Here is a 12780-nt window from a genome sequence, read left to right as displayed (position 1 = left end):
CTGCCCGGCGATGGACAGAGGGCCTTTCTCCTTGCGCGTAAGCCGCCTCTAGCGCCGCGCGGCAGCGCTGCGGTCGCGGACCTGACCAAACTCCGACGTCGGCTTCCAGGTCGGCCACTCGTCGCCGTTGGCGAGCTCTAGACCCAGGCGATACAGCAGGGTCAGATTCTCAACCGCCGAGCGCAGATCCCAGTCCGCCGACCATTCGTCGCTGGGACGGTGATAGTCGGCGCCGAACTTGGCCTTCCACGCCGCCAGTCCCGCCTCGCGGCCGCCCTCGACCCATTCCACGCCGTGCCAGGGCATCAGCGCCGGGACGCCCGCACGAGCGAACGGGAAGTGGTCGGAGCGATAGTAGAAGTTCTGCTCCGGCTGGCCATCGTCGGAGACGTAGCGCCCCTCCCTCTCGGCCAGAGCCTGCAGATCGTCCTCAAGGCTGTTCTGCCCCTTGCCGAAGATCGGCACGTCTTTCGTCGGGCCGCTGAGGGGCAGCATGTCGATGTTGATGTCGGCCACCGTCGTCTCCAGGGGATAGACCGGATCGGCGACATAGGCGTAGGCGCCCAGCAGGCCCATTTCCTCCGCCGCCATATGGGCGAAGACAATGCTGCGTTTCGGCGTCGGGGCGGCCTTCAGCTGACGCGCCATCTCGACCACGCCGATGGTGCCCGAGGCGTTGTCCCAGGCGCCGTTGAAGATCTTGTCGTCGCTGGCGGCGTTCTCATTGACGCCGACATGGTCCCAGTGGGCCGAATAGATGATGGCCTCGTTCGGGCGCTCGCTGCCGGTGATGCGGGCCAACAGATTGTGGGTGCGCAGGATTTCGACCGTCTCCTCGGCCGAGGCGGTGATCCGCACATCCAGCGGGAAGGCGCGGAAATCGCCGGTCTGGAGCCGGGGCTTCAACGTCGCAAGATTGACGCCCATTTCGGCCGCGATATCACGGTTGACTGCGCCGCTGAGCGTCAGTTCGGCCGAACCGGGCGTCAGGGTGCGGGTGCGCGTCGCCCCGCCGGTTTCGCGTCGCCAGGCGGCGGCGCCCGCGTCGCCGTCGATCACCGTCAGCACCGCGACCGCGCCGCGCCGCTTGGCCTCGTCGGCCTTATAGGCGGCGGACTGATAGTTGGTGGCGTAGGGGCCGTTGAACAGTTCGCCCTCCGGCTCGCCGGCCACGACCAGCACGACCGCCCCCGTCACATCCAGGTCGCCATAATCGTCCCAGCCCCGTTCAGGCGCATGGATGCCGTAGCCGGCGAAGACGACGGGCGCGTCGATCACCGCACCAGCCGCTGCGTCGTTCATGGCGCGCAGTGTGAAATCCGCGCCCGCGATCAGGGCTCGCCCCTGAGACGTCGCGCCAGACCAGGTCAGCGTCGGCTGGCCCTTGGGCGTCAGCCGCTTCAGGTCGATGACCTGCAGCCATTGGCCGTTAGGACCGCCCGGCTCCATCCCCATGGCTTCATACTGGGCCTGCAGCCAGTCCAGCGTCTTCTTCTCGCCGTCGGTGCCCGGATAGCGGCCCTGGAAGTCATCGGCGCTGATGATGCGGATCTCATCCGACAGGCGTTGGGCCGAGAAGTCCTGAGCCGACACGGCGCCCGCGACGAGCAGCAGAGCCGCAGCGGCGACGCCGCGAATGAAACGATGATGCATGGTGATTCCCTTGGCCTCCCCCACGAGGCTCTTGCACACAGTCATAGGGCGGCCCCTTGCGAGGCCGCCCCTTACATTTTCGCCATGTTCGTCTCGAAAGACGGATCAACGGCGCTGAGCGGCGCTCTTGGCGCGCTCGGGACCGAACTCCGAACCGGCCTTCCATTCGGGCCAGTCGCGGCTGTTGGCCAGGCCCTGACCGACCTTGAACATGACCTCCAGGTCCTGAAGCATGCCGGCGTAGTCCCAATCGGCCTCCCACTCATCCGCCGCCTGGTGGTAGCGGTTGGCGCGATAGTCGGCGGCCTTGGCCTGACGCGGCTCGATCGGCGCATCGACGAAGTCGCCAGTCGACGACAGATAGGCCATGGGCACGCCCTTCTTGGCCAGCGGGAAGTGGTCCGAGCGGAAGTAGATGCCCGCTGCGGCCCCAGCATCGCCGACAAAGCCGCGCCCCTGCGCCGCCGCCGCCGCGATCACCGGCTCGTCCAGCTCCGAATGGCCGTAGCCGGTGACGCCCAGCTTGTTCATGCGGCCGAACACGGCCGCCGAGTCCAGATTGAAGCCGCCGACGGTCTTCTCCAGCGGGTACAGCGGGTTTGCGGCGTAGAATTCCGACCCCAGCAGGCCGCTTTCCTCGCCGGTGAAGCTGATCATGACGATGGTGCGTTCCGGCTTCGGTCCGGCCGACCACTGACGCGCCAGTTCCAGCAGGCCCGCGGTGCCCGACGCGTTGTCGATGGCGCCGTTGAAGATGCGGTCGCCATTGGCGTCCGGCTCGCCCATGCCGATGTGGTCCCAGTGGCCGGTGTAGAGGATGGTCTCGTCCGGGTGGGTCGAGCCTTCCAGCTTGGCCACGACGTTGTGGGTGACGATGCGGTCAGTGGCGACGTCGAAGCTGGCGTCGACCGTCGCGCCTTTCAGCTCGACCGGCTGGAAGTCGCGGCTGCGCGCCTTGATCTTCTCCTGCTCGAAATCGAGCCCGGCGCGGCGGAACAGATCGACGGCCAGATCGCGCTGGATCCAGCCCTCCATCGCCACGCGCTCAGACGCCGGATCCGCGCGCACGATGTCGAACTGCGGCACGCCCCAGGAGTTGGCGACCGTGGTCCAGCCGTAGGACGCCGGCTTGGTCTCGTGCACGATCAGCACGCCGGCGGCGCCTGACGCGCGGCTTCCTCGAACTTGTAGGTCCAGCGGCCGTAGTAGGTCATGGCATCGCCGCCGAAGGTGTTCAGCGACGGGTCTTCAAAGTCGGCGTCGTTGACCAGGACGACGATGACCTTGCCCCGCACGTCGGTCTTGAAGTCGTTCCAATCACGCTCAGGCGCGCTGATGCCGTAGCCGACGAAGACCAGCGGCTTGTCCTTCAGGTCGACCGCAGCGCCCGGCAGGCGTGTCGTCATGGTGACTTCCTGGCCCTGCGTCAGCGACTGGCTCCAGTCGCCCAGCTTCAGCCGCCCCGCCACGTTGGAAACGGCGAAACGGTTCAGCCCGACCGCCTGGGTCCAGCCGCCGTTCTCGCCGCCCGGCGCGAAGCCAGCGGCGGCGTACTGGCGGCTCAGATAGTCGATGACCTTCTGCTCGGCCGGGGTGGCGATGCCGCGCCCTCGAAGCTGTCATCCGACAGGACGCGGATGTCTTCGGAAATGCGCGCGGCGTCGAAGGCGGGCGTGGTCTGGGCCTGGGCGGCGGCGGACGCGCCCAGGGCGGCGGCGAAGGCCAGAACGGCGATGGAAGACGAGATACGCATACAGGTTCACCCCTCGAAGAATTCGATGACGGGACCGTAGTCAGCCGGACCGCGGGTGTCGACCGCCGACAGGCGCCGACCGGCCATGAAAAAACCCGCCGGATCGCTCCAGCGGGTTCATTTCATTTCGATCCGACGAGCGCGGCTCTTAGTGAGCGACGCCCTTCCAGATGCGGCGGTAGCTGGCGTAGGTCACGCCCGCGAAGGCCAGCAGGACGATCAGTACGCCGAAGCCCATCTGCTTGCGCTCGACCATCTTCGGCTCGGAGGTCCAGGCGATGAAGGCGGCGACGTCCTTGGACATCTGGTCCACGGTCGCCTCGGTGCCGTCGTCATAGGTGACCTGACCGGCGCTCAGCGGCGGCGGCATGGCGATAAAGCCGCCCTTGGGCACGTCGCCCTTGCCGGTCCAGAACGGGGTCATGTCGCCGGCCATATAGGGGTTGTAGTGCTGGGTCTCGGTCATCTTCAGACCCGCCGGCGGAGCCGAATAGCCCGACAGCAGCGAGTAGATGTAGTTGGCGCCGTCGTGACGGGCCTTGGCCATGACCGACAGGTCCGGCGGCATGGCGCCGCCGTTGGCCGCAGCCGCCGCCGTCGCATTCGGATAGGGGTTGGGGAAGCGGTCGGCCGTGGTGGCGTCACGCATCAGGGCCTCGCCCGTTTCCGAGTCGATGTCAGCAACCTGGATTTCCTTGGCCAGAGCCTTCACGACCGGGTTGTCGTTCGGGTTCGGATACTTCGGGTTCCAGAACGGCCCGTGCTTGTCGCCCAGGTTACGGAAGTGCACCAGGTCCATGCCGTGGCAGGAGGCGCAGACCTCCTTGTAGACCTTGTAGCCGCGCTGCAGCTGGCCTTGATCGAAGGTGCCGAACGGCCCGGCGAAGCTGAAGCCGCCGTCGCGCGGATGCTTGGCCCCCGGCGGCCATCGCCGGGGCGGCGATGGCGACCAGGCCGACAGCGGCCGTCACAGAGACAAGGATCTTGCGGAAGGACACGGTCTTTTTCTCGTTGCTCATCATCGCGCTCACGCCTTCTCGGCTGCGGTCGACGGGAGCACGGGCTCCGAGATCGTCGCCGGGATCGGCAGCGGCTTCTCACGCAGGCCGATGACCGGCATCAGCACCAGGAAGAAGACGAAGTAGTAGGCCGTGAACAGGCGGGTCAGCCACAGGTAGGAGTTCAGCTGGCCGTCGATCAGGTTGAAGCTGGGCATGCCCGGCACCACCGGGGCGTCCGGCAGTTGCGCGCCGCACCAGCCCAGGCCGAAGCAGACGAACAGGAAGATGATGAAGAAGGTCTTCATCGTCGGCCGGTAGCGCATCGAGCGCACCTTGGACGTGTCCAGCCACGGCAGGACGAACAGGACGCCGATCGCCGCGAACATGGCCACCACGCCGCCGAACTTGTCGGGAATGGCGCGCAGGATCGCGTAGAAGGGCAGCATGTACCACTCAGGCACGATGTGCGCCGGGGTCTGCAGCGGGTTGGCCGGGATGTAGTTGTCGGCGTGGCCCAGGGCGTTCGGCTGATAGAAGACGAAGACCGCGAACAGGATCAGGAACAGGATGATCGCGAAGCCGTCCTTGACCGTGAAGTACGGGTGGAAGGGCAGCGTGTCCTTGGCCTGACGGTCCTTCGGGATCAGGATGCCGACCGGGTTGTTCTGACCGGCGGCGTGCAGGGCCCACAGGTGCAGCACCACGCAGCCGGCGATGACGAACGGCAGCAGGTAGTGCAGCGAGAAGAAGCGATTCAGCGTCGCGTTGTCGATCGCCGGGCCGCCGCGCAGCCAGATCAGGATCGGCTCGCCGACGACCGGAATGGCGCCGATCAGGTTGGTGATGACCTCAGCGCCCCAGAAGGACATCTGGCCCCACGGCAGGACGTAGCCCAGGAAGGCGGTGGCGATCATCAGGAAGAAGATCACGCAGCCGACGATCCAGATCATCTCGCGCGGCGCCTTGTAGGAGCCGTAGTAGAGGCCCCGCAGCATGTGCAGATAGACGGCGATGAAGAACATCGACGCGCCGTTGGCGTGCACGTAACGGATCAGCCAGCCGCCGTTCACGTCGCGCATGATGCGCTCGACCGAGGCGAAGGCCATGTCGACGTGCGGCGTGTAGTGCATGGCCAGGACGATGCCGGTGATGATCTGGGTCATCAGGCAGAGCGCCAGGATGCCGCCGAAGGTCCACCAGTAGTTCAGGTTCTTCGGGGTCGGCAGGTTGGCGTAGTCCATGCCGAAACGAATGATCGGCAGGCGCGTGTCCATCCACCGCTCAACAGCGGTTTTCGGGACATAGGTGGATTCGTGATCGCTCATGGTTCCTCTGTCCGTCCTCAGCCGATCTTCACGCGGGTGTCGGACATGTATTCGTAGTTCGGCACGATCAGGTTCAGCGGCGCCGGGCCCTTACGGATACGCCCCGAGGCGTCATAGTGCGAACCGTGGCACGGGCAGAACCAGCCGCCGTACTCGCCGGCGTTGAAGGTCGGCACGCAGCCCAGGTGGGTGCACGAGCCGATGACCACGAGATACTTCTCGTGACCGGCCTTGGTGCGCTCGGCGTCGGTCTCGGGAGGAGCCGACGGCGCCCTCGTCGATGACCTTGGTCAGCTCGGCCGGGGTGCGATAGCGCACGAAGACCGGCTTGCCCTGCCACTTGATGACGACCTGCTGGCCTTCCTGAACCTTGGTCAGATCGAATTCGATCGACGCCAGGGCCAGGGTGTCGGCCGCCGGATTCATCTGGTTGATCAGCGGCCACGCCACCATCACGCCAGCGCCGGCCGCAGCCGCACCTGCCGCAATGTGGATGAAGTCGCGGCGGGTGGCGTCGCCACCCCCGTGTTGGCCGTCAGGCCCGTCAGCATTCACGACCGATTCGGCCACGCGTTTCACCTCTGCATCGCCGGTCGTCCGCCCCAAGATGGAACGTCAACCGAATGGAACCCTTTGTGCGAAGGCAAACCCCTGCCCGTCCGGCCTTGGTTTCGGCTGCTTCAGACAAGTCGCGAAAGCGATTTGCGAAACAGTCGCAACAAAAGCCGCGACAAGGCCCCGCCCCGCGCGTATGAGGGCCTTAGAATGCGTCTCGCCCTTTTTCAACCTGACATCCCCCATAATGTCGGCGCCTGCATCCGTCTGAGCGCCTGTTTCGGCGTGGAATTGCACGTCATCGAGCCCACGAGCTTTAATTTCGACGATCGGGCGATGAAGCGGGCGGCGCTGGATTACGGGCCTCTGTCCCATATGACGCGCCATGCCGACTGGGAGACTTTCCAGCGCGACCGCGCGCCGGGTCGTCTGGTGCTGTTCACGACGCGCGCGGCTGAGCCGCTGACGGATTTCGTCTTCCAGCCCGACGACGTCCTGCTGTTCGGCAAGGAGAGCGCCGGGTCGCCCGACTACGTCCACGCGGCGGCCGATGCGCGATCTATATTCCGATCCGGCCGGAAGCCCGGTCGCTGAACCTGTCCGTCAGCGCCGGGATCGGCCTGCATGAGGCGTTGAGGCAGATGCAGGGCTTGCCGAGACGATAAACGCCACGCCTCTCCCTCCCCATGAAGGGGAGGGAAAAGTCAGAGTGCGATTTTACTCCGGCGCGCCGTCGTCCGGCAGCTTGGCCAGGCTCGGCCGCTCGCCGCGCTTGCTCTCAGCCACCCGCTCCACCGCCCGCATGACGCGCAGCAGGTTCTCGCCTGAAATCTTGCGGATGTCCGCCTCGCTCCATCCCCGGCGCATCAGCTCGGCCAGCAGGCGCGGATAGCCGTCCACACCCTCTAGGCCGACCGGCAGACTGTCCACTCCATCATAGTCGCCGCCCAGACCCACGTGGTCGATGCCCGCCACATCGCGGACGTGCTGGATGTGAGCGATGACGTCCTCCATCGTCGCCTTGGGCGCCGGGTTGGCGGCGTTCCAGGCGTCCATGCCCGCCTTCACCGCAGCGGGATCGCCGGGGTTGAGAGCGCTAAGCCGCGTCAGCTCAGCCGCGCGCGCCGCGCCTGAAGCCCGCACGGCCTCGCTGATGAAGCCCGGCACGAAGGTCACCATCACGATGCCGCCGTTGCTCGCCATCTGGCGCAGCACCGCGTCCGGCACATTGCGCGGATGGGCCGTCACCGCCCGCGCCGAGGAGTGGGAGAAGATCACCGGCGCCGAAGACACCCGGATCGCATCGACCATCGTGTCTTCGGACACGTGGCTGAGGTCGACCATCATGCCCAGACGGTTCATCTCCCGGACCACGTCCTCGCCGAAGGCGTTCAGGCCGTTCCATTTGGGGGCGTCGGTGCCGCTGTCGGCCCAGGTGGTGCTCTTGGAGTGGGTCAGCGTCATGTAGCGCGCGCCCGAATCATAGAACTCGCGCAGCAGGCCCAGGGAATCGTCGATGGAATAGCCGCCCTCCATGCCGATCAGGCTGGCGATCCTGCCCGCGCGGTGGATGCGGACCAGGTCATCGGCGGTCGTGGCGATCTCGAAGGTCTCGGGATAGGCGGCGGCGATGCGCTTGACGGTGTCGATCTGCTCGAAGGTGGCCTTGGCGGCCTCGACCGGCGCCATGCTGGCCGGGACGTAGACCGACCAGAACTGACCTCCCACGCCCCCGGCGCGCAAACGCGGAATATCCGTATGCAGGCGCGTCGAGCTCGACAGATCGCATTCAGCTCAACGCCTTGCGGGTCGTTCCCAAAGCCCTGGCGCAAGGCCCACGGCAGGTCGTTGTGCCCGTCGATCAAGGGCGTGCGCTTCAGAATCTGCATCACCCGCGCTTCTTGCGGCTGGGTTTGAGCCAGAGCCGGTTCCGCCAGAACGGCGATGGAGGCGGCGGCCAGCAGACTGGCGCGCAGTCTGGCGTTCAGGGCGATGCGGATCATGGTTTCCCCTCTTTGATACTTGGCCCGCCCGGGCGCCCTCGGCGCTGCTTCTTGCGGGTGCGGCAGGCTGGCACAGCCGGACCGCAGAGGGAACCGTTGGTATACCGCCTTACGCCAGCGGATTGTGATCTGGATCAAGGCCCCTGCCCCCGCCTGCGGCATGAGGCTGTCGTCCGCGCACCCCGCCGGACTGTTCAGAAAGGCCGCGTCATGGTTGAAGCCCTCATGATCCAAGCTGACCCCGCCCTGATGATTGAGCGCCGCGAGCGCGCCCGAGTCTGGTTCGAGACCCTGCGCGACAAGATCCACGCCGGTTTCGAGGCGCTGGAAGACGCCGCCCCCGCCGAACTGTTCGCCGGAGAGGCCGGCCGCTTCGTCCGCACGCCCTGGGATCGCCCCGAAGGCGGCGGCGGCGTCATGGGCATGATGAGCGGCCGCCTGTTTGAAAAGGTCGGCGTCCACTGCTCGACCGTCCACGGAACCTTCCCCGCCGACTACGCCAAGAAGGTGCCGGGGGCAGAGGAAGACCCGCGCTTCTACGCCACCGGCATCAGCCTGATCTGCCACCCGGTCAGCCCGCGCGTGCCCGCCGTGCACATGAACACGCGGCTGATCTCGACGACCAAGACCTGGTTCGGCGGCGGCGGCGACCTGACGCCCGTGCTGGATGCGGACCGCCGCGACGACCACCCGGATACCGTCGATTTCCACGCCGCCATGAAGGGCGCCTGCGACGCCTTCGACCCGTCGTGGCACGCCAAATACAAGCAGTGGTGCGACGAGTATTTCTTCCTGCCCCACCGCAACGAGCCGCGCGGCACCGGCGGCATCTTCTACGACCACCACGACAGCGGCGACTGGGAGAAGGACTTCGCCTTCACCCAGATGGTCGGCGAGGCCTTCCTGAAGGTCTATTCAGAGATCGTCGCCCGCCGGATGCACGAGCCCTGGACCGACGCGGAGCGCGAGGAACAGTTGATCCGTCGCGGCCGCTACGTCGAGTTCAACCTGCTCTACGATCGCGGGACCATGTTCGGCCTTAAGACCGGCGGCAATGTCGACGCCATCCTCAGTTCCATGCCGCCCGTGGTGAAGTGGCCCTGATCCGCACGGATCAGGCCGGGACCTGATCCGCCTCCTGCATAACGGCCGCCTCGATCGCCTGGGTCAGGGCGGTCACGGTCAGGGGCTTGGTCAGGTGGCCGTCAGCGCCCGCCGCCCGCCCGGCCTCGACGTGTTCCTGCAGGGCGTTGGCGGTCAGCATCAGCACGGGCGTGCGCGGCGCGTGCGTCGCCCGCTCGTGCTCGCGATTGCGGCGGTGGCGGTCAGGCCGTCCATGACCGGCATCTGCATATCCATCAGCACCAGGTCGAATCCGCCTTGCCTGAAGGCCTCCAGCGCCTCGGCGCCGTTCTCAACGCTGACCAGATCGACCGGCATGGCCTCCAGCATGACCTGAACCACCAAGCGGTTGGCCGGATGGTCATCCGCCAACAGAATCTTCAGGCGCTCATGGCGCGCGATGGGTCGCGCGGCGGGGGCAACAGTCTGGACCTCAGCCTCAAGCGCAGGCGGCAGAGACAGTTCGAACCAGAACCGCGCGCCTCCATCCGTCGGCGATCGCAATCCAGACGCCCGCCCATCAGCCGCACCAGATCGGCCGAAATCGCCAGCCCCAGGCCGCTGCCCCCGAACCGGCGGGTGATCGATCCATCCGCCTGCTGGAAGCGATGGAAGATGCGCTGCTTGAACTCTTCGTCGAAGCCGATGCCTGTATCCGAAACCACGAACAAAGCCCGCCCCTCCGCGGCGCGGCGCGCTTCAAGCCGCACCTGACCGGTTTCGGTGAACTTCACGGCGTTGCTGACCAGGTTGGTCAACACCTGCCGCAGGCGCACCGCGTCACCGATGAAGGCGGCGTCGAGATCGGGGTCCAGCTCCAGCGTGAGCGCGACGTCCTTCTGCATGGCCATCGGCGTCCACAAGGCCATGATCTCCCGCAGCATGACGCCCAGATTGAAGGGCGCCGGGTCCAGCCTGATCTCTCCGGTCTCAACCCGAACCGTGTCGAGAATATCCGACAGCAACCGCTCCAGAGTGACGCCGGACGACCGGATGATGTCGACCAGTTCGCGGTCCTTGGCGCCAGGTCCCGCCGCGACAGCACGTCGGTCATCGCCACGACGCCGTTCAGGGGCGTGCGGATTTCATGGCTCATATTGGCCAGGAATTCGCTCTTGGCCTGATTGGCCTCTTCGGCCCGGCGCTGGGCGGCGCGCAGACGCCGCGACTGGCGCCGCTGCCAGATGACGACGAACAGGGCTGACAGAACAAACAGCAGGCCGATGCCCATGATCCAGTTCTGGCCCCGGATGACCGCGCGCTGAAGCTGGGTGTTGGCGCGCGCGGTCTGGAGCTGGCGACGACGCTCGGCCAACTGTTCCTGCATGTCGCCGGTGACCTGATGGATGCCGGCGCTGAAGCGCTGCGCCGCCTGCACGGCGCGGCGCTGTTCATAGTCGCGCAGCACGTCAAAAGCCTCGGCCGTGCGCCCGGACGCCCTCAGCACTTCCGCTTCCACCAGGCGTTCGCGCGGGTCGACGATACCTTCCGGGGCCAGCTGGCGCAGGCGCTCCAGATCACGCCGGGCGCCTAGGATGTCGCCCGTCCGCGCCCGCGCCACGCCGCGTAGGGGCAGGATGTCGAGCGCCAGGAAGGCCTTGCGGTCGATCAGAGCCTCATGAGGCGCCAGACATTGCAGAATCCTGGCCGATGACTGACGCATATCGGCCACCGCAGCGCACAGGGCGGCGTCATAGGCGTGAATGGCCGGAATGCCCGCCCGTTCAGCCAAGCGGTGGTGCGCCGCATAAAAATGCTCGGCGCGCGCCAGGTCGCCGACCTGCACCGACATCCGCGTCAGATTATACAGGCTGTCGAAATCGGGGCGGGGATAGGCCGGATTGGAGTAGTCGATCTCAAACCGACGAAAGGCCGCAGCGGCGCCGGACACGTCGTTGAGCTTCATCAACCCCATGCCGGTCATTTCCCACACCCCGGCGCGGGCGGTGTTGGCGAAGGGATCATGAACCGGGATTTCAGCTTCGACCCCGGCGAGCAGGCGCAGCCCCTCGCCCACCTGATCCTGATCCATGAGCGACAGCGCGAAGAGCCGCGCGGCGTGCGCCTTGACGAACCAGTCGCCGGTCGTCGCCGCCACGCCCCCCATATCAGCGGCGACGGCCAGGTCGCCCTGGTCATAGCGCGCGGTCAGCCTATTCAGCCGCGCGATCTCAAGATAGCGCCGGTCGTCCGCCGCCCTGGCCTGCGCCTCCAGTCGACCGTTCCACAGGGCCGCCCGCTCAAAATCACCCTGATTCAGAAAGGTCCAAGCGACGTGATACAGGCGATTCCGTCCCTCACGGTCGTTTCGCTTGAGCGCCTGACGGCCAAAAGCCTCAAGGGCGTCGAAGTTCGTGCGCATCGCCCGCTGCTCGACCGCGCGAGCCAGTTCGATCGCCGCCGGAGGCGGCGACGCCTCGGCCTGCATGGGCGGCTCGGCGACGGCGACCGAGGCCGCCGCAACGCCCGCGAGAACGAAGCCCCTGAACAAAACACGGCGCCTCAACATCTTCCTCCCGCCTGACTTGGGCGTGACAGTGGAGGCGAGATATTGAGCAAGGCTTATCGCCCCGCCGCAATCACGCCTTATTTTCCTCTGCGTTCGATACGCCCAGATATTTGCGGATCCAAGCGCCTAGTATCGCCCTGTCGTTGGGCTGTTTCAGGCTGGCCTGCGCCTCGTCCACCAGATGCTCGGCGATCCGCCCGCGCCGTCCTTCGGTCAGGGCTGCGGCGAAGGCGGGGTCAAACTCGGGATGGCACTGAAAGCTGATGGCGTCGTCCCCCCAGGCCACGCCAGCATGGGGCGTGAAGGGGCTGGCCGCGATCACTCGCGCATTGTCCGCCAGTGCGATCACCTGGTCCTGGTGCGAGGCGGGAATAGATAAGGTCGCAGCGGGCGGCTGCATCCATGTCTCGTCGCCGGTGACCTCATAGGCATGAAGCCCGACGCCCCAGCCGCGCCCCGACTTTTCGACCCGCCCGCCGAACGCCTGAGCCATGATCTGATGTCCGAAGCAGATGCCGGCCAGACGCGTCCTGCCCCGCGCATCGCGCAGCCACTGCGCCAGCGGCTCGATCCACGGCAGGTCCTCGTAGACGCCCGCCGCCGAGCCGGTGACGATGACTCCGGCGAAGGCCGCAGGGTCATCCGGCAGTTCGCCCGCCTGAACGTCAAAGCGGCGCGTGGCCACCCCGTCGCCCAGCAGCGCGCGGAACTGATCGACATAGTCGCCGTATCGGGCGGCCAGATCCTCTGGCGGTCGCCCGGTCTCAAGAATGGCGATGACGTTCATGCTCGGTTCTCACTCCCGCAGACGCACGATGAAGGAGGCGTCAGCCCCTGGATTGGGGTAGAAGATCAACCA

Annotated in this window: 12 protein-coding genes and 3 pseudogenes; 2 read left to right on the top strand and 13 right to left on the bottom strand. The window is 66.5% G+C overall.

The annotated features are described in order from the left end of the window. Positions 1 to 48: 48 nt before the first annotated feature. From V8F63_RS10810 to petA, 7 genes and pseudogenes are all read right to left on the bottom strand, one after another. Complete coding sequence (locus tag V8F63_RS10810) at positions 49 to 1698, bottom strand: M28 family peptidase (protein WP_392353134.1); 1650 nt, start codon at positions 1696 to 1698, stop codon at positions 49 to 51. A gap of 60 nt (positions 1699 to 1758) precedes the next feature. After that, positions 1759 to 2805, bottom strand: coding sequence for a M28 family peptidase (locus V8F63_RS10805; protein WP_392353133.1), 1047 nt, complete (start codon positions 2803 to 2805; stop codon positions 1759 to 1761). Beyond that, a complete protein-coding gene (locus V8F63_RS10800; RefSeq protein ID WP_392353132.1) occupies positions 2799 to 3122 on the bottom strand; it encodes a hypothetical protein in 324 nt (107 codons plus the stop codon). Before V8F63_RS10800 ends, V8F63_RS10805 begins: the two co-directional genes overlap by 7 nt. Before the next feature lie 92 nt (positions 3123 to 3214). Then, positions 3215 to 3406 (bottom strand): hypothetical protein, encoded by a 192-nt coding sequence (locus V8F63_RS10795; protein WP_392353131.1) that lies wholly within the window; start codon positions 3404 to 3406, stop codon positions 3215 to 3217. Between the two features lie 148 nt (positions 3407 to 3554). Next, positions 3555 to 4428, bottom strand: a pseudogene (locus V8F63_RS10790) (cytochrome c1). Positions 4429 to 4433: 5 nt separating this feature from the next. Beyond that, positions 4434 to 5732: a cytochrome b N-terminal domain-containing protein gene (locus V8F63_RS10785; protein ID WP_025978100.1), complete on the bottom strand. Its 1299-nt coding sequence runs from the start codon at positions 5730 to 5732 to the stop codon at positions 4434 to 4436. Positions 5733 to 5749: 17 nt separating this feature from the next. Then, a pseudogene (gene petA / locus V8F63_RS10780) lies at positions 5750 to 6302 on the bottom strand (ubiquinol-cytochrome c reductase iron-sulfur subunit). A gap of 195 nt (positions 6303 to 6497) precedes the next feature. Here petA and V8F63_RS10775 point away from each other — a divergent pair. Beyond that, a pseudogene (locus V8F63_RS10775) lies at positions 6498 to 6952 on the top strand (tRNA (cytidine(34)-2'-O)-methyltransferase). Positions 6953 to 7004: 52 nt separating this feature from the next. Here V8F63_RS10775 and V8F63_RS10770 read toward each other — a convergent pair. Then, positions 7005 to 8030, bottom strand: a complete 1026-nt coding sequence (locus V8F63_RS10770) for a dipeptidase (protein WP_392353130.1) — start codon at positions 8028 to 8030, stop codon at positions 7005 to 7007. A gap of 485 nt (positions 8031 to 8515) precedes the next feature. On the opposite strand from V8F63_RS10770, the gene hemF reads away from it, so the two are divergent. After that, complete coding sequence (gene hemF, locus V8F63_RS10765) at positions 8516 to 9394, top strand: oxygen-dependent coproporphyrinogen oxidase (RefSeq protein ID WP_392353129.1); 879 nt, start codon at positions 8516 to 8518, stop codon at positions 9392 to 9394. Positions 9395 to 9404: 10 nt separating this feature from the next. Here hemF and V8F63_RS10760 read toward each other — a convergent pair whose 3' ends face one another. The 5 genes from V8F63_RS10760 to V8F63_RS10740 all read right to left on the bottom strand — a co-directional run bounded on the left by V8F63_RS10760 (position 9405) and on the right by V8F63_RS10740 (position 12708). Further along, entirely contained in the window at positions 9405 to 9554 is a 150-nt protein-coding gene (locus V8F63_RS10760; RefSeq protein ID WP_392353128.1) for a hypothetical protein, read from the bottom strand. Further along, the gene (locus V8F63_RS10755) at positions 9554 to 9784 is read right to left on the bottom strand and encodes a response regulator (protein WP_392353127.1); all 231 of its coding nucleotides are present in this window, start codon (positions 9782 to 9784) and stop codon (positions 9554 to 9556) included. Before V8F63_RS10755 ends, V8F63_RS10760 begins: the two co-directional genes overlap by 1 nt. An 8-nt stretch (positions 9785 to 9792) precedes the next feature. Beyond that, the gene (locus tag V8F63_RS10750; RefSeq protein WP_392353126.1) at positions 9793 to 10257 is read right to left on the bottom strand and encodes an ATP-binding protein; all 465 of its coding nucleotides are present in this window, start codon (positions 10255 to 10257) and stop codon (positions 9793 to 9795) included. Beyond that, positions 10167 to 11903, bottom strand: a complete 1737-nt coding sequence (locus V8F63_RS10745) for a histidine kinase dimerization/phospho-acceptor domain-containing protein (RefSeq protein ID WP_392353125.1) — start codon at positions 11901 to 11903, stop codon at positions 10167 to 10169. The genes V8F63_RS10750 and V8F63_RS10745 overlap by 91 nt, the downstream gene beginning before the upstream one ends. Before the next feature lie 88 nt (positions 11904 to 11991). Further along, positions 11992 to 12708 (bottom strand): type 1 glutamine amidotransferase, encoded by a 717-nt coding sequence (locus V8F63_RS10740; RefSeq protein ID WP_278070787.1) that lies wholly within the window; start codon positions 12706 to 12708, stop codon positions 11992 to 11994. Positions 12709 to 12780 lie beyond the last annotated feature (72 nt).

The organism is Brevundimonas sp. LF-1 (assembly GCF_037055305.1).
Taxonomy (GTDB): Bacteria; Pseudomonadota; Alphaproteobacteria; order Caulobacterales; family Caulobacteraceae; genus Brevundimonas; species Brevundimonas sanguinis.
The sequence above is the reverse complement of the archived record's forward strand: the minus strand, read 5'-3'. Positions and strand labels throughout refer to the sequence as shown.